The organism is Pseudomonas sp., from assembly GCF_050739995.1.
Classification (GTDB): domain Bacteria; phylum Pseudomonadota; class Gammaproteobacteria; order Pseudomonadales; family Pseudomonadaceae; genus Aquipseudomonas.
Genome location: NZ_JBOICG010000144.1, coordinates 1 through 15626, shown reverse-complemented (window position 1 = coordinate 15626; position 15626 = coordinate 1). Strand labels below are relative to the sequence as shown.

General features: G+C 58.8%; 17 protein-coding genes. 10 read left to right on the top strand and 7 right to left on the bottom strand.

Going from position 1 to position 15626, the window contains the following annotated elements; all coding sequences use genetic code 11:
- The first annotated feature begins 228 nt into the window (after positions 1-228).
- The 3 genes from ACRESD_RS05100 (at position 229) to ACRESD_RS05090 (ending at position 2333) form a co-directional block, all read left to right on the top strand.
- On the top strand, positions 229-1350 hold the full coding sequence (locus ACRESD_RS05100; RefSeq protein ID WP_431749925.1) for a beta-ketoacyl-ACP synthase III: 1122 nt from the start codon (positions 229-231) through the stop codon (positions 1348-1350).
- Positions 1351-1491: 141 nt separating this feature from the next.
- Positions 1492-2106 (top strand): RNA polymerase sigma factor, encoded by a 615-nt coding sequence (locus ACRESD_RS05095; protein ID WP_431749924.1) that lies wholly within the window; start codon positions 1492-1494, stop codon positions 2104-2106.
- Entirely contained in the window at positions 2100-2333 is a 234-nt protein-coding gene (locus tag ACRESD_RS05090) for an anti-sigma factor family protein (RefSeq protein ID WP_431749923.1), read from the top strand. The genes ACRESD_RS05095 and ACRESD_RS05090 overlap by 7 nt, the downstream gene beginning before the upstream one ends.
- Before the next feature lie 120 nt (positions 2334-2453).
- Here the strand turns inward: ACRESD_RS05090 and ACRESD_RS05085 are convergent, their stop codons facing one another.
- Complete coding sequence (locus ACRESD_RS05085; protein ID WP_431749922.1) at positions 2454-3776, bottom strand: putative porin; 1323 nt, start codon at positions 3774-3776, stop codon at positions 2454-2456.
- A gap of 283 nt (positions 3777-4059) precedes the next feature.
- Between ACRESD_RS05085 and ACRESD_RS05080 the strand changes: the two genes are divergently transcribed.
- The 3 genes from ACRESD_RS05080 (at position 4060) to ACRESD_RS05070 (ending at position 5766) form a co-directional block, all read left to right on the top strand.
- Entirely contained in the window at positions 4060-5184 is a 1125-nt protein-coding gene (locus tag ACRESD_RS05080; protein WP_431749921.1) for a GNAT family N-acetyltransferase, read from the top strand.
- Positions 5185-5261: 77 nt separating this feature from the next.
- Entirely contained in the window at positions 5262-5540 is a 279-nt protein-coding gene (locus ACRESD_RS05075; protein WP_431749920.1) for a BrnT family toxin, read from the top strand.
- Positions 5518-5766, top strand: coding sequence for a BrnA antitoxin family protein (locus tag ACRESD_RS05070; RefSeq protein ID WP_431749919.1), 249 nt, complete (start codon positions 5518-5520; stop codon positions 5764-5766). Before ACRESD_RS05075 ends, ACRESD_RS05070 begins: the two co-directional genes overlap by 23 nt.
- Before the next feature lie 32 nt (positions 5767-5798).
- On the opposite strand, the gene aqpZ is transcribed toward ACRESD_RS05070, so the two are convergent.
- The 5 genes from aqpZ to ACRESD_RS05045 form a co-directional block, all read right to left on the bottom strand.
- Positions 5799-6503: an aquaporin Z gene (gene aqpZ / locus ACRESD_RS05065; protein WP_431749918.1), complete on the bottom strand. Its 705-nt coding sequence runs from the start codon at positions 6501-6503 to the stop codon at positions 5799-5801.
- Between the two features lie 182 nt (positions 6504-6685).
- Complete coding sequence (locus ACRESD_RS05060; RefSeq protein ID WP_431749917.1) at positions 6686-8518, bottom strand: ABC transporter ATP-binding protein; 1833 nt, start codon at positions 8516-8518, stop codon at positions 6686-6688.
- Between the two features lie 82 nt (positions 8519-8600).
- On the bottom strand, positions 8601-9164 hold the full coding sequence (locus ACRESD_RS05055; RefSeq protein ID WP_431749916.1) for a peptidylprolyl isomerase: 564 nt from the start codon (positions 9162-9164) through the stop codon (positions 8601-8603).
- 3 nt (positions 9165-9167) lie between these two features.
- Positions 9168-9971, bottom strand: coding sequence for an alpha/beta fold hydrolase (locus ACRESD_RS05050; RefSeq protein WP_431749915.1), 804 nt, complete (start codon positions 9969-9971; stop codon positions 9168-9170).
- 14 nt (positions 9972-9985) lie between these two features.
- On the bottom strand, positions 9986-10909 hold the full coding sequence (locus ACRESD_RS05045) for a LysR family transcriptional regulator (protein WP_431749914.1): 924 nt from the start codon (positions 10907-10909) through the stop codon (positions 9986-9988).
- A 49-nt stretch (positions 10910-10958) separates the two neighbouring features.
- Here ACRESD_RS05045 and ACRESD_RS05040 point away from each other — a divergent pair, with 49 nt between their 5' ends.
- The 3 genes from ACRESD_RS05040 to ACRESD_RS05030 all read left to right on the top strand — a co-directional run bounded on the left by ACRESD_RS05040 (position 10959) and on the right by ACRESD_RS05030 (position 13094).
- Entirely contained in the window at positions 10959-11273 is a 315-nt protein-coding gene (locus ACRESD_RS05040) for a 3-phosphoglycerate kinase (RefSeq protein WP_431749913.1), read from the top strand.
- Between the two features lie 151 nt (positions 11274-11424).
- The gene (locus tag ACRESD_RS05035) at positions 11425-12024 is read left to right on the top strand and encodes an FMN-dependent NADH-azoreductase (RefSeq protein WP_431749912.1); all 600 of its coding nucleotides are present in this window, start codon (positions 11425-11427) and stop codon (positions 12022-12024) included.
- A 203-nt stretch (positions 12025-12227) separates the two neighbouring features.
- Positions 12228-13094, top strand: a complete 867-nt coding sequence (locus tag ACRESD_RS05030) for a carboxylate/amino acid/amine transporter (RefSeq protein WP_431749911.1) — start codon at positions 12228-12230, stop codon at positions 13092-13094.
- Positions 13095-13141: 47 nt separating this feature from the next.
- Here the strand turns inward: ACRESD_RS05030 and ACRESD_RS05025 are convergent, their stop codons facing one another.
- On the bottom strand, positions 13142-14440 hold the full coding sequence (locus ACRESD_RS05025) for a mechanosensitive ion channel family protein (protein ID WP_431749910.1): 1299 nt from the start codon (positions 14438-14440) through the stop codon (positions 13142-13144).
- 193 nt (positions 14441-14633) lie between these two features.
- Between ACRESD_RS05025 and ACRESD_RS05020 the strand changes: the two genes are divergently transcribed.
- The coding region (locus tag ACRESD_RS05020) for a DEAD/DEAH box helicase (protein ID WP_431749909.1) at positions 14634-15626 on the top strand (993 nt) is incomplete at its 3' end.

Here is a 15626-nt window from a genome sequence, read left to right as displayed (position 1 = left end):
CCGCTATCGGGGGCAAGCCCTTCCCACATTTAGGTGTTTGTATGGCTTATGGCGCCAAATCGCCGGCGTTGTGGCAAACTTCGCCGTTATAAATGCCGGGATCGTCGTCACCACGACGCGATGGAATAAAGCGTTGCCAGTTTGATGTCCGCCGCGCGGCATTGGACTACTTAAAATGTGGTACGACGGTACCAATATCTTCTGCCTGACAGATTTAGAGGAACGACCGTGCATAACGTCGTCATCAGCGGCACTGGCCTGTATACCCCGGCTAACAGCATCTCCAACGAAGAGCTGGTGCAGTCTTTCAATGCCTACGTGCAACAGTTCAACAGCGAAAACGCCGCCGCCATCGAGCGCGGTGACGTGCAGCCGCTGACCGAATCCAGCGCGGCCTTCATCGAAAAAGCCTCGGGTATCAAGAGCCGCTTCGTGATGGACAAAGACGGCATTCTCGACCCGCAGCGCATGGCCCCGCGCCTGCCCGAGCGCAGCAATGACGAGTGGTCCGTGCTCTGCCAGATGGCCATTGGTGCCGCCGAGCAAGCCCTGCAACGTGCCGGCAAGACTGCCGCCGACATCGACGGTGTGATCGTTGCCTGCTCCAACCTGCAACGTGCTTACCCGGCCATCGCTATCGAGGTCCAGGAAGCCCTGGGCATCGAGGGCTTCGGTTTCGACATGAACGTGGCGTGTTCCTCGGCCACTTTCGGCATTCAGAACGCCGCCAACAGCATCCAGCTGGGCCAGGCGCGGGCGATCCTGATGGTCAACCCGGAAGTCTGCACCGGTCACCTTAACTTCCGTGATCGCGACAGCCACTTCATCTTTGGTGACGCAGCCACTGCCGTGGTCCTGGAGCGTGCCGACCTGGCAACCTCAGAGCATCAGTTCGACGTGGTGAGCACCAAGTTGCTGACCAAGTTCTCCAACAACATCCGCAACAACTTCGGCTTTCTCAACCGTACGGCGGAAGAGGGCATCGGCGCTCCCGACAAGCTATTCGTGCAGGAAGGTCGCAAGGTGTTTCGTGATGTCTGCCCGATGGTGGCCGAGCTGATCGGTGTGCACCTGGCGGAAAACCAGTTGAATGTCACTGACGTGAAGCGCTTCTGGCTGCACCAGGCCAACCTCAGCATGAATCACCTGATCGTGAAGAAACTGCTGGGCCGCGAAGCCAGCGTGGAAGAAGCGCCGGTGATTCTCGATACCTATGCCAACACCAGCTCGGCGGGTTCGGTGATTGCGTTCCATACTTACCAGGACGACCTGCCGAAGGGCTCCGTGGCTGTACTCAGCTCGTTTGGCGCTGGCTATTCCATCGGCAGCGTGATCCTGCGCAAACGCTGACCTACCGGTTTGTCACGGTCCAATATGGGGGCTTGCTTGCAATTGCATCACTGCGGTGTGACTGATACACCAGGGTGTCTGTATCGCAGGCAAGCCAGCTCCCACTGGTATCGGGGTTTCACGGTGAAATTGAGGTAGACAATGGCAGCAGCGGACGACGCGCACCTGCTTGAACGACTGCTCAAGGGTGAGCAGCGGGCCTACAAGGAATTGGTCACCACTTACCAGAGCGCGATGCGGGCGGTGGCCTATGCCATCGTCGGCCAGCGCCACGCCGACGAAATTGTCCAGGATGCCTGGCTGTCGGTGGTGCGTAACCTGGCCAAGTTCGAAGGGCGTTCCAGCCTCAAGACCTGGCTGCTGACAATTACCGCCAACGCTGCCAAGGGGCGCTATAAACAATATCGCCGGGAAGTCTTGCTCGACGATTTGCCTTCGCCCCACGGCACCATCGGCGATGATCGCTTCGTACCCGCCGACGGCCACTGGGCCGTCGCACCCTTTGCCTGGCATCAAGACACTCCGGAAGCCCTGTTGACCGAGGATGAGCTGCGCAAGTGCCTCGAGCATACGATTCTGAGTTTGTCGGAGCTGCAAAGCAGCGTACTGGTACTGCGCGAACGCCAGGGCCTGGAGTTGGAGGAGATCTGTAATCTTCTGACCCTCTCACTCTCCAATGTCCGTGTGCTGTTGCATCGAGCACGGCTTAAAGTCTTCGCCACGGTGGAGCATTTTGAGGAAACGGGCGAATGTTGACCTGTAAAGAACAAGTGGCGCGATCCAGTGACTACCTCGATGGGCAACTGACCTTTCGTGAGCGTCTGCTGGTGCGTCATCACCTGATGTTCTGCCCTAACTGCCGGCGATTTATCCGTCAGATGCGCTTGATGCAGGCGACGTTGAAGATCATGCCGGAAGAACCGGTAAAGGATGCTGATGCGCTGGCTGAGCGGCTGGTTGCCGAACGGCTGAAAGATCAGTAGAGGCGGGGCAAAGGCAGACTCGCATGGGGGAATCTAACGGATGATGGGGATCGACCCACCCACGCAAGGCTGTTGAAAACACCTTGGGCCGTCCTGGCCCAAGGCTTGTTACACACACATTTAGAACTTGGCTTCAGCATCCAACTGCAAGGTGTTGGTGTTGGCATCACGCTGGGTACGGCTGGAGTAGTCGGCCTTGGTCAGGAAGTAAGTGGCACCGAGGGCAAAGTTCTTGTCGATGTCGTAGCTGACCTTGAACTTGTGACCGCGCGAACCTGTGGTGCCGTTGGCGAAGTCCGAGTCGGTGAAGGCGCCGACCACTGCATCACGTTGAATGTCGCGGTAGTTGTAGTCCAGGTTGAAACCGAACACCTTGGACTTGGCACCCAGCAACCAGGCGGTGTCCTGGTCGGTCACGGCATCATTGTTTTTCACGTACTGACCATAAAACGCCAGGGGCACAGCCAGGCCGCCGATGTCGGCTTGGGCAAAGCCTTCATACAGACGGAATTGGTTGTTGGCCGAGTTGCCGTTGACCGCCAGTGCGCAAGGCGTGGTGGTCGTGGTGCAGCGGCTGTCTTTATCGTTCTGGTAGGCGTAGACGCTGCCGCCCAAGGTCATTTTCAGGTTGTCGGTGACCGAGAAGCGCGTCCCCAGCTGACCGGACGTCAGGCGCAGGTCGTGGCGGAACTGCACGCCGTCGCCATCTACGTTGTCCTTGAGGTTGTAGTTGCCGATGCTGCCGAACAGTTCGGCGCTGCTACCCAGTGGGTATTTGTAGGTCAGGGCCAGACCTTCCGGGTTGATGTCGCTATCCCAGATCACGTCGCCCATGTTCACCCACGGCTGGAGCATTTTACCGCCGATCACGTGCAGGTTCTTGATCTGGTCCGGGTGGTAGTCGATGTAGCCGAGGTCCAGCCAGATCGACTTCTTGTCGAAGTAGTTGTCCTGGTCCTGGTTGGTGGAGCGGGCATCGTCGCTGCTACCGGTGGCGATACGGATGCCAGTGTCCACTTGCGAGTTGATTTCGGTGTAGGCACCCAGACGGGCGCGGATGCGCTGGCGGTCTTTGTCGCGGCCGCCGTTATTGGATTCGCCCTGGATCTTCACGGTTTCCTGACGGAAGCGTACGTCACCCTTGAACTGGGTCTTGGCGGCCCAGGCCAGCTTCTGGTCGAACACGCTCAGGTCGTTGGTTTTTTTCGCGGTGGCCGCGATCTGCTCGTTGGTCTCTTGTTGAGCTTGCTGTGCGATCTGCTTTTCTTTCTGGTCTTTGGCCAATTCCGCTTGCAGTTCGGTGTACTGCGCCGCAGTGATCTGGCCGTTGGCCTTGAGCATGTCGAGCAATTTAGCGTCGACTGCGGCGCTGGCAGGAACGCTCAGGGCCATCAGCAGGCCGCCGCACAGGACCGCCGCAGTTTTAGTGGAAGCAAGACGCATATCAATCTCCGAAAGTGAGGAGGGATGGCAAACCATCCAGGACACAACCGACCGATGACGGACGGAAAATAGCCGCCTTATAGAACCGGGCGCTCTAAAAACAGGCGTCAGTATCGCGATGGTTTATGACGCAGTAGTGGCGAAGTGATTTCATGTAGATGACAAATTATTTAAGAATGGAACTAATTGTTTCGACCTTTGTCTGGCTCGTTTCGAGGTGTGCCCAAGGCCGCGATAGGCGATACTCGCCGGGCTTTCATGCCCCGCAACAGTGAGGATGCCGATGCCGCTGCAACGTCTGGACAGCCTGTCCGAAATCACCCCAGAGGTTTGGGATGCGCTAGTACCGCAGGCCCAACCTTTTGTGCGGCATGCGTTCTTGAGTGCACTGGAAGACAGCGCCAGCCTGGGGCCGCAGTCTGGCTGGCAGCCGGAACATTTGCTGCATTGGGAGGGCGATCGTTTGGTGGCGGCACTGCCCAGCTATCGCAAATGGCATTCCTATGGCGAGTACGTGTTTGATCACGGTTGGGCAGATGCTTGTGAGCGCGCGGGCATCGATTACTACCCCAAGTTGCTGACGGCGGTGCCGTTCAGCCCGGTCAGTGGGCCGCGCTTGCTGGCGGCGAATGTGCAAGATGGTTTTGAGCTGCTCAATAGCCTGCCCGGCTACCTGGAAATCGAAGGGCTCTCCAGTGCCCATATCAATTTCACCGACCCGTTGGCCGACGATGCATTGGCTCAGCAGTCGGGTTGGTTGCAGCGCCTGGGTTGCCAGTTTCATTGGCAAAACCGTGGCTATCGTGACTTCCAGGACTTTCTCGACGCCCTGAGTTCACGCAAGCGCAAGCAGATGCGCAAAGAGCGCGAGCAAGTGGCCGGGCAGGGTATCGACTTTGAATGGCTGCAAGGCCATGAACTGAGCGAAGCCCAGTGGGACTTTGTCTACGCCTGCTACGCCAATACCTACGCAGTACGTCGACAATCCCCCTATCTGACCCGTGCATTCTTCAGTCTGCTGGCCGAGCGCATGCCCGAGGCGATTCGCGTGGTACTCGCCAAACAAGGTTCACGCCCGGTAGCCATGGCGTTCAGCCTGATCGGCGGGGGCAGCTTCTACGGCCGCTACTGGGGTTGTCTGGCGGAGTTCGACCGACTGCATTTCGAGACGTGTTTCTATCAGGGTATGGACTACGCCATCGCCCATGGCGTGCAACGCTTCGACGCCGGCGCCCAGGGCGAGCACAAGTTGATTCGTGGCTTTGAGCCAGTGATTACCCATTCATGGCACTACCTGCGCCATCCCGGGTTGAAGCATGCCGTGGAGGATTTTCTTGAGCGTGAACGCGTAGGCATTGCGGCGTATGCCGAAGAGGCGAGGGCAGCTTTGCCTTATCGGCAGGGCTGAACCATCGGTCAGGCAGTGCTTTCAAGAAGGAGCGAAATCGCTATTCTGTATGTACAAAAGTACATACAGGACGTGCCATGCTTTTTGAATGGGATGAATCCAAGAACAAAGCCAATATATTGAAGCACGGCATCGATTTTAATGACGTTCCAGACATCTTCAGGCATCCAATGCTGGCCTTGCGCGATGATCGAGTGGATTATGGTGAAGAGCGTTGGATCAGTATCGGCTGGATCAAATTGTTAATGGGTGTGGTCGTATACACCGAACGGAGTGGTGATGTGATTCGTATCATCTCCGCCCGAAAAGCAACCAAGAAGGAGGCCAAATACTATGACGCAAACATCGAAAACTGATTGGGAGCGCTTGGCCAAAATGAATGATGAAGAAATCGACACCAGCGATATGCCTGAGCTAGACGCTGAATTTTTCCGCCGTGCTGAATTACGTGTCCCCGTAAAGCAGGCAGTCACAATTCGACTTGATGCTGATGTGTTGGAGTGGTTCAAAGGGCAAGGTTCTGGCTACCAGACGCGTATTAACCAGCTATTGCGCCAGTATATGCAGGCTCATCAGGGCTGAGTTCAGCCCCGGCAGGGCTGAACTCGTTCAGGTTAGACCGTCTCTTCTTTGCCCAGCCAGCGATAAACCACACCGCCGACTACTGCGCCGAGGATCGGCGCCAGCCAGAACATCCACAACTGCTGGATCGCCCATCCACCGACGATCAATGCCGGGCCGGTACTACGGGCCGGGTTGACTGAGGTGTTGGTGACGGGGATCGAGATCAAGTGGATCAGGGTCAGGGCCAGGCCAATGGCAATCGGCGCCAAACCCGCAGGGGCACGGCGGTCGGTTGCGCCGAGGATGATCAGCACAAACATCGCTGTCATCACCAACTCAGTGACAAAGCCTGCCGCCATCGAGTAACCACCAGGTGAATGCTCGCCATAGCCATTGGAGGCCAGGCCGCTGGCCAGCTCAAAGCCGGGTTTGCCGCTGGCAATGAAGTACAACAGTGCAGCGGCGACGATGCCACCGATGACCTGCGCCACGATGTAGGCCGGTAACTCCTTGGCCGGAAACCGTCCGCCCACTACCAGCCCAACCGATACTGCCGGGTTCAGGTGACAACCGCTGATATGACCGATAGCAAAGGCCATGGTCAGCACGGTGAGCCCAAACGCGAGGGCCACACCGAGTAGGCCGATCCCGACGTTGGGAAACGCTGCGGCCAACACCGCACTCCCGCAGCCACCCAGCACCAGCCAAAACGTACCTAACCCTTCCGTAACGGAACGTTTGAACAAAGAAGACATGAACACGTCCTTAGTAGATTGCTCTATCTAGTTAACTGGTCGGTGATGCGTCCTTGCAGTCTTACGTCAGGACCTTCCTGGTTCCTGATTGCAGTACAGCAGGATTGTGGCGCATGACCAGTGCGATAGAGAAAACTGTCAGAATTGTTCGGATTTGGGGAGGCAGTCATGACCGGCTGAGGTCAGTCGATGCCTACAAAACCTCCCGTCTGGTGCTGCCACAGCCGCGCATACAACCCGCGATGAGCGAGTAGCTCGGCATGGCTGCCGCTTTCGGCAATCTGTCCCTTTTCCAGCACCACCAGCCGGTCCATCCGAGCAATGGTCGAGAGTCGGTGGGCGATGGCGATCACGGTCTTGCCTTGCATCAGGGTCTCGAGGCTTTCCTGGATCGCCGCTTCCACTTCCGAATCGAGGGCCGAGGTGGCTTCGTCCATGATCAGGATAGGAGCGTCCTTGAGCAGCACTCGGGCAATCGCAATCCGCTGGCGCTGGCCGCCGGAGAGTTTCACACCACGTTCGCCGACATGGGCATCCAGGCCGGTGCGGCCCTCGGAGTCCGACAGCAGCGGGATGAACTCGTCTGCGCGCGCCTTGCGTACTGCGGCCCAGAGTTCTTCGTCGGTGGCGTCGGGCTTGCCGTACAGCAGGTTGTCGCGGATCGAACGGTGCAGTAATGAGGTGTCTTGGGTGATCATGCCGATCTGTTCGCGCAGGGATTCCTGGGCCACCTCGGCGATGTTCTGGCCGTCAATCAGGATGCGCCCGCCTTGCAGGTCGTACAGGCGCAGCAGCAGGTTGACCAGGGTCGACTTGCCGGCGCCCGAGGGGCCGATCAAGCCGATTTTCTCACCCGCTTTGATCTCAAGGTCCAGGCCGCCAATGATTCCGCTCTTTTTGCCGTAGTGAAAATCCACTTGCTCAAAGCGCACTTCACCGCGGGGTACCGTCAGACGCGGGGCGTGGTCACGGTCGATCACGGCCAGTGGCTGGGCAATGGTTTTCAGGCCGTCCTGCACCTGGCCGATGTTTTCGAAAATACCGTTGACCACCCACATGATCCAACCGGACATGTTGACGATGCGAATCACCAGGCCGGTGGCCAGGGCAATGGCACCGACGGAAATCAGCGACTGGGTCCACAGCCACAGGGCCAGGCCGGTGGTGGTGACGATCAGCAGGCCGTTCATGGTGGTGATCACGATGTCCATGCTGGTGACGACGCGGCTGGCCAGCTGGGTTTTTTCGGTCTGCTCGATGATCGCTTCCTTGGCATACTCCTGTTCGTACCGGGTGTGGGCGAACAGTTTCAAGGTCGTGATGTTGGTGTAGCCATCGACGATCCGTCCCATCAGTTTGGAGCGCGCCTCGGAGGAAATCACCGAGCGTTCTTTTACGCGCGGAACGAAATAGCGTAGTGCCAGGCTGTAGCAGATGATCCAGGTCACCAACGGGATCATCAGGCGCCAGTCGGCCTCGGCAAACAACACCAGGGAGCTGATGGCGTAGATCGCCACGTGCCAGATCGCATCCACCGCCGCCACGGCGGAGTCGCGCAAGGAGTTGCCGGTTTGCATGATGCGCTGGGCGATGCGCCCGGCGAAGTCATTCTGGAAGAAGTTCAGGCTCTGCTTGAGCACGTAGCTATGGTTCTGCCAGCGGATCAGGCTAGTCATGCCGGGGCTGATGGTCTGGTGCACCAGCAGGTCATGCAAGGCGCCGAAAATCGGACGCAGCAGCAAGGCGACCACGGCCATCCAGATCAGCTCGGTGCTGTGGATCTGGAAGAAGTTGGCGGGCGGTGTGCCCTGTGCCAGGTCGATGATGCGACTCAGGTAGCTGAACAGCGCCACTTCAATCAGTGCACCGATCAGGCCCACTACCAGCAAGGCGGCGAAATGCGGCCACACCTGGCGCAGGTAGTAGAGGTAGAAGGGCAGGACTTTATCGGGAGGGGCCGCGCTGGGTGCGTCGCGGAAGATATCGATCAGTTGTTCAAAGCGACGATAGAGCATTAAGTTTGACACCCGCCGTGCGGGCTCTCCTTTCAAATGCGCGCGCGGCCTTGTAGGCCACGCGCGGAGCTGCCTGTAGACCTCAGTCGATGCGCTTGGCCGACTTGATCACAACAGGGTCGATTGGCACATTCTGCATGCCTTGTTTGGTGGTGGTCTGGGAATTGACGATGATGTCGACGACGTCCATGCCCTTGACGACCTTGGCGAACACCGCGTAACCGGCGTCACGACCCGGGTCGAGGAACGCATTGTCAGCTACGTTGATGAAGAATTGGCTGGTGGCCGAGTTCGGGTCATTGGTGCGCGCCATGGACAAGGTGCCACGTACGTTATGCAGGCCATTGCTGGCTTCGTTCTTGATCGGCGCTTCGGTCGGCTTTTGCGACATCTGCGCGGTGAAACCGCCGCCCTGGACCATGAAGCCCGGGATCACACGGTGAAAAATCGTGTTGGTGTAGAAGCCCTTATCGACGTAGGCCAGGAAGTTCTTGGTGCTGATCGGTGCCTTGACCGGGTCCAGTTCGATTTCGATCTGGCCGTTGGTGGTATCGATCAGTACGTGAGGCGCCTTGGTGGGTTCGGCGGCCATCAGGTTGGCAGCGAACAGAACGGAACCGGTAAAGAAGGCGATTTTTTTCAGCATGGGTCAGTGATCCTGGGTAGTGGTTTCGACTGTCTTTAGAAAATCGAGCAAGGTGGCATTAAAGACTTCGGGTTGATCCAAGGGCGTGGCATGGCGGGAATCCTTGATCACCACCAGCCGCGCATTGGGCAGCAGTTTTACATAGTTTTCTTTCTGCGCCACGGGGGTGTAGTCGTGGTCGGCGCTGATGACCAGGGTTGGACAGGGAATCCTGGAAAGTTGTTCCTGTACGCCCCAACCTACAATTGCGTCGAAGCTGGCGAGATAAGCACGTTTGTCGTTTTTTGCCCAGCGCTCGGCCATCTTGTGTCGAAGGTCCGCCTGGTGCGGTTTGGGGAATAGCCGGTCACCGAGGGCCTTGCCAATGGTGGCCAGGCTGAGCAGGCGTGCCAGGCTCCAGCGCTTGGCCCACTGCCAATAATCATCGGCACTGTGCACTTTGACCTCGGGCGCGCTGTTGACGATACACAGGCTCTTGACCAGGCCGGGCTCGTCCACCGCCAACTGGAAGGCGATCATGCCACCCATGGACAGGCCCACCACATGGACGGGTGGCAGGTTCAGGTGTTCGATCAGGGCGATCAGGTCGAAGGTGAAGCCAGGAATGCTGTAGCGCTCACGGGGTTTGTCCGAGCGCCCATGACCACGCACGTCCACCACGATCAGGCGGTAATGCTTGGCCAGTACCGGAATCTGCAACTCCCAATCCTGGCTGCTGGAGCCCAGGCCATGGATCAGGATCAGCGGGGCGCCGTGCCCATATTCCTCGTAGTGCAGGCTGCAGCCTTCGTGATCGAACCAGGCCATGGGTGAACTCCGTTTCAGGCTTGTCGTGGGGCGGCGAAAGGCGCGTCCAGGGGCGCCGTGTCAAAGGTGCGCAGCAGTTCCACGAGGATCTGCGTGGCCGGCCCCAGGGGTTTGTCCTTGTTCGAGTACAGGTAGAACGTCGGGTTGCGGCTGCCGCCTTTTTCCAAGGGTAGCTGCTTGAGCAGGCCTTCCTTGAGTTCCCGCTCGATCAGGTGCCGGGGCAGCCAGGCAAAGCCCAGGCCGCTGCTGACGAACGTGGCGGCAGTGGGCAGGCTGCCGACTGTCCAGCGCTGTTCGGCACCAAGCCAGCCGACGTCCCGTGGCTGTTGACGCCCGGAGTCGCGGATCACCACCTGCATCTGGCTCTCCAGGTCGTGGAAACTCAGCTCGCGGTTCAGGCGGTGCAGCGAGTGGTCGGGATGGGCCACGGCAATGAACTCCACGTCGCTCATTTCCGTGCCCAGGTAACCCGGGATGATGAACCCACAGATCGCCAGGTCGGCCATGCCATCGATCAGCAACTCTTCCACGCCGGACAACACCTCCTCGCGCAAGCGTACGCGACAGCCTCGGCTTTGCGGCATGAACGCGGTGAGGGCACGTACCAGCCGCGCATTCGGGTAGGCCGCGTCCACCACCAACCGCACTTCGGCTTCCCAGCCCTGTTCCATATGGTGGGCGAGGTCTTCCAACTGGCTGGCGTTCTTCACCAACTGCCGGGAGCGGCGCAACAACACTTCACCGGCGTCGGTGAGCACCGCCTTGCGCCCGTCGATGCGCAGCAAGGGCACCCCGAGTTGGTCTTGCATGCGTGCCACGGTGTAGCTCACCGAGGATTGCGAACGGTGCAGCGCTTCTGCTGCCTGGGCGAAGCCGCCATGGTCAACCACCGCTTGCAGCGTGCGCCATTGATCGAGGGTAACGCGGGGCGCTTTCAAGATGAGCTCCTCTTGTCCTAAGCTGGCGGTCCTTATTGGAGACTGCCGAATGAGAAAATTCTGTTGTGTGTTGCTGGCGCTGCTGCCGATGAGCGCGTTTGCCTACCCGATCGATGTGACTAAGAAGATCGACGGCGTGAGCATTGATTACACCGCGTCCGACGTGGACGGCGACATCAGTTCGATCCAGTTGAATAACTACGGCGCCAATGACGCTGTCTGTTCGGTAATCTTTACCAATGGCCCGGAATCCCCTCGTCGTCGTACGGTGTCGGTACCGGCGGGTAAAAGCACCAACACGACGGTCAAGTTCAACCGCGCCATTATCAAAATGCGTATTGCCCTGGCTTGTGCCCCCAAATGATGCGGCAGCGGAGCATGTGCTTAGCAATACTCCGCTTATCAACAAATTTCTAGATGGGTTATAGCAGTTTTTTGCGCTTTTTTATCGAATGAGCCCTGGTTAATCTTTTCTCCATCGACTTACAGCAAGTACAGATGGAGCCTACAAAGCCATGTCCAACGTTCTGATCATCGAAAGCAGCGCTCGCCAGCAGGATTCGATCTCCCGCCAACTGACCCGGCAGTTCATCAGCCAATGGCAGGCCGCCCATCCGACGGACCAGATCACCGTACGAGACGTGGCGCTCAATCCTGTTCCACATCTGGACGCCAACCTGCTCGGCGGCTGGATGAAACCGACCGAGCAACGCAGCGGTGTTGAACAGGCGTCCCTGGACCGCTCCAATGAACTGACCGACGAATTGCTCGCCGCCGACGTATTGGTGATGGCTGCACCGATGTACAACTTCGCCATTCCCAGCACTCTCAAAGCCTGGCTGGACCACGTGTTGCGTGCAGGTGTCACCTTCAAGTACACCGCCACCGGCCCTCAGGGTTTACTGACTGGCAAGCGTGCGATTGTGCTCACCGCTCGCGGGGGTATTCACACCGGCGCGACGTCTGATCATCAGGAACCGTACCTGCGCCAGGTCATGGCGTTCATCGGGATTCACGACGTGACGTTCATTCACGCTGAAGGGGTGAACCTGAGCGGTGACTTCCAAGAGAAGGGCATCAACCACGCCAAGGCGTTGCTGGCACAGGTCGCGTGATCCTTTAATCGTCAGATAATCGCGTGGTGTTTATCTAGCCCCACGCAAACCCTTCAAGTACGCGTATCGAACCTCCCTTTGCACTTGTAGCTCCTGAGTGCTCCTGCCCGACTGACGCTTTAGCGAGGTCGGGTTTTTTTTGCCCCGAGTTTCGTGAAACGCCGAAAACCTTTAATGTCCCGCCCATTCGAAACGAGGCGCGCATGGGCTATCTACTGGTTGTCACCCTGATTCAGGCTTTTTCCTTCAGCTTGATCGGCGAATACCTCGCCGGTCATGTCGACAGCTATTTCGCGGTGCTGGTGCGTGTGCTGCTGGCTGGGCTGATATTCATCCCGCTGACCCGCTGGCGCTCCGTGGAACCTGCGTTCATGCGCCGCCTGCTGGTGATCGGCGCCCTGCAGTTCGGCGTGACGTACGTGTGCTTGTACCTGAGCTTTCGCGTGCTCACGGTGCCGGAAGTGCTGCTGTTCACCATCCTCACGCCACTGCACGTGACCCTGATCGAAGACGCCCTCAACCGTCATTTCAACCCTTGGGCGCTGATTGCCGCACTGGTGGCGGTGGGCGGCGCGGCGGTGATCCGCTTCGATCAGATCACGCCGAATTTCTTCATGGGTTTCTTGCTGCTGCAACTGGCTAACTTCACCTATGCCGCCGGGCAGGTGATGTACAAACATCTGGTGGCGCGCTACCCGAGTGATCAGCCCCATTACCGGCGCTTCGGCTATTTCTATCTGGGGGCGTTACTGGTGGTGCTGCCGGCGTTCCTGTTGTTCGGCAAGGCCAACTTCCTGCCCGAAGCGCCGCTGCAATGGGGCGTGTTGCTGTTTCTCGGACTGGTCAGTACCGCGCTGGGCATGTACTGGTGGAACAAGGGCGCCTGCCTGGTCAATGGCGGCACGCTCGCTGTGGTGAATAACCTGCATGTGCCGGTTGGGCTGTTGTTGAACTTGCTGATCTGGAACCAGCACGAGCCGCTGGGCCGACTGGCCCTGGGTGGGTTGGTGATTTTGGCGGCGGTGTGGATCAGTCGGTTGGGCGTGCGTAAGGAACCGGCTCACCCCTGAACCTTTGTGGGAGCGGGCAAGCCCGCTTCCATAGCGGGTTGGCGGCGTCAGGCAGATTTGTTTTCCAGGGTCGGTAAATGACTGGCGCCTAATAACGCAGGCAACACACCTGCACGTAGATCATTGCCGCTCGGCTGCTGGTACAGGCTCAGGCCGAACTCCGGCAACACTGCCAGCAAGTAATCGAAGATATCCCCCTGAATGCGCTCGTAATCCGCCCACGCCGTGGTGCGGGTGAAGCAGTAGATCTCCAGCGGCACACCCTGGGCAGTGGTTTGCATCTGGCGCACCATGCAGGTCATGTTCGGCTGGATGTCCGGGTGGCTTTTCAGATAGGCCAGGGCATAGGCGCGGAAGGTGCCGAGGTTGGTCATGCGGCGGCGGTTGGCCGACAGTTGGGCGCTGTGGCCCTGGGCTTCGTTCCAGGCTTTGAGCTCGGCCTGTTTGCGACTGATGTAGTCGGTGAGCAGGTGCACCTGGGTCATGCGCACTTCTTCGTCGTCGCGCAGGAAACGCACGCCGCTGGCGTCGATATACAGGCTGCGCTTGATGCGGCGCCCACCGGACGCTTGCATGCCGCGCCAGTTCTTGAACGATTCGGACATCAAGCGCCAGGTGGGGATGGAGACGATGGTCTTGTCGAAGTTCTGCACCTTGACCGTGTGCAAGGTGATATCCACTACATCGCCATCGGCGCCCACTTGAGGCATTTCGATCCAGTCGCCGACTCGTAGCATGTCGTTGCTGGTCAGCTGCACACTGGCAACGAACGACAGCAGGGTGTCCTTGTACACCAACAGAATCACCGCCGACATGGCGCCAAGGCCTGACAGCAGCAACAGTGGCGAACGGTCGATCAGGGTGGCGACGATGATGATCGCGGCAAACACGAACAGCACCATCTTCGCCAGTTGTACATAACCCTTGATCGAGCGGGTGCGCGCATGTTCGGTGCGGGCGTAGATATCCAGCAGGGCGTTGAGCAGGGCGCTCACGGCCAGGGTCATGAACAGGATGGTGAACGCCAGCGCCACGTTGCCGATGAACAGGGTGGCGGTCTTGCTCAGGTCCGGCACCAGGTACAGGCCGAACTGGACCACCAGCGATGGCGTCATTTGCGCCAGGCGGTGGAAGACTTTGTTATGGCGAAAATCATTGAGCCAATGCAGCGCGGGCTGTCGGCCGAGCAATTTGACTGCGTGCAGGATGAGGTAGCGCGCGACCCGCCCGACCAGCAAGGCCACCACCAGCAGCACCAGCAGACCCAGGCCGGCATGCAGCATCGGATGTTCGTCGAGGGCGCCCCAGAGGTCTTGGACGTTGCGCCAAAGCTGTTTGATATCCATGGGTGAAACCGATTCCTCTAAATGCAAGATGGGGCCGATTAGAGCATTTAAGTGCGACAAAGTTGGCTTTACCGACAAAAGCTCTAACAAAAAAGCAACTGATTAGCACCGTTCGCGTAAAGAAACTCGGTTTGGACGCCCGAAACCGTTACCCTATGCAGCTGATATTTTGTATTTCTTCGAGGTAGCACCCGTGTTTTCCCAATTCGCCCTGCACGAACGCCTGCTCAAAGCCGTGGCCGAGCTTAAATTTGTCGAGCCTACGCCTGTGCAAGCAGCGGCCATCCCGCTCGCGCTCGAAGGGCGTGACCTGCGGGTGACAGCTCAAACCGGTAGTGGCAAGACCGCGGCTTTCGTCCTGCCTGTTCTGAACCGCCTGATCGGCCCGGCCAAGGTGCGCGTCAGTATCAAGACCCTGATCCTGCTGCCGACTCGCGAGCTGGCCCAGCAGACCTTGAAGGAAGTGGAGCGCTTTTCCCAGTTCACCTTCATCAAGTCCGGCATCATTACCGGCGGCGAAGACTTCAAGGTCCTGGCCGCCATGCTGCGCAAAGTACCGGATATCCTGATCGGCACCCCGGGCCGCATGATCGAGCAACTCAACGCCGGCAACCTCGACCTCAAGGAAGTCGAAGTGCTGGTGCTCGACGAAGCCGACCGTATGCTCGACATGGGCTTTGCCGATGACGTGCAGCGCTTGGTCGGCGAGTGCGTCAACCGCCAGCAGACCATGCTGTTCTCCGCCACCACCGGCGGCTCGACCCTGCGTGACATGGTCGCCAAGGTGCTGAACAACCCTGAGCACTTGCAGGTCAACAATGTCAGCGACCTGAACGCGACCACGCGTCAGCAGATCATCACCGCCGACCACAACGTGCACAAAGAGCAGATCCTCAACTGGCTGTTGGCCAACGAGACCTATCAGAAGGCCATCGTGTTCACCAACACCCGCGCTGCTGCCGACCGCATCTACGGTCGCCTGGTGGCTCAGGAATACAAGGCGTTCGTGCTGCACGGTGAAAAGGACCAGAAGGACCGTAAGCTGGCCATCGATCGCCTGAAGGCCGGTGGTGTGAAGATCCTGGTCGCCACCGACGTTGCCGCCCGTGGCTTGGACGTGGATGGCCTGGACCTGGTGATCAACTTCGACATGCCGCGCAGCGGCGACGAATACGTGCACCGTATC

Bases quoted from the DNA above. Each gene is read 5' to 3' on its own strand.
- ACRESD_RS05025 (WP_431749910.1), bottom strand. From the start codon at position 14,440: ATGGATATCAAACAGCTTTGGCGCAACGTCCAAGACCTCTGGGGCGCC.
- ACRESD_RS05090 (WP_431749923.1), top strand. From the start codon at position 2,100: ATGTTGACCTGTAAAGAACAAGTGGCGCGATCCAGTGACTACCTCGAT.
- ACRESD_RS05050 (WP_431749915.1), bottom strand. From the start codon at position 9,971: ATGGCCTGGTTCGATCACGAAGGCTGCAGCCTGCACTACGAGGAATAT.
- aqpZ (WP_431749918.1), bottom strand. From the start codon at position 6,503: ATGTCTTCTTTGTTCAAACGTTCCGTTACGGAAGGGTTAGGTACGTTT.
- ACRESD_RS05095 (WP_431749924.1), top strand. From the start codon at position 1,492: ATGGCAGCAGCGGACGACGCGCACCTGCTTGAACGACTGCTCAAGGGT.
- ACRESD_RS05085 (WP_431749922.1), bottom strand. From the start codon at position 3,776: ATGCGTCTTGCTTCCACTAAAACTGCGGCGGTCCTGTGCGGCGGCCTG.
- ACRESD_RS05060 (WP_431749917.1), bottom strand. From the start codon at position 8,518: ATGCTCTATCGTCGCTTTGAACAACTGATCGATATCTTCCGCGACGCA.
- ACRESD_RS05030 (WP_431749911.1), top strand. From the start codon at position 12,228: ATGGGCTATCTACTGGTTGTCACCCTGATTCAGGCTTTTTCCTTCAGC.
- ACRESD_RS05070 (WP_431749919.1), top strand. From the start codon at position 5,518: ATGACGCAAACATCGAAAACTGATTGGGAGCGCTTGGCCAAAATGAAT.
- ACRESD_RS05080 (WP_431749921.1), top strand. From the start codon at position 4,060: ATGCCGCTGCAACGTCTGGACAGCCTGTCCGAAATCACCCCAGAGGTT.
- ACRESD_RS05075 (WP_431749920.1), top strand. From the start codon at position 5,262: ATGCTTTTTGAATGGGATGAATCCAAGAACAAAGCCAATATATTGAAG.
- ACRESD_RS05035 (WP_431749912.1), top strand. From the start codon at position 11,425: ATGTCCAACGTTCTGATCATCGAAAGCAGCGCTCGCCAGCAGGATTCG.
- ACRESD_RS05040 (WP_431749913.1), top strand. From the start codon at position 10,959: ATGAGAAAATTCTGTTGTGTGTTGCTGGCGCTGCTGCCGATGAGCGCG.
- ACRESD_RS05055 (WP_431749916.1), bottom strand. From the start codon at position 9,164: ATGCTGAAAAAAATCGCCTTCTTTACCGGTTCCGTTCTGTTCGCTGCC.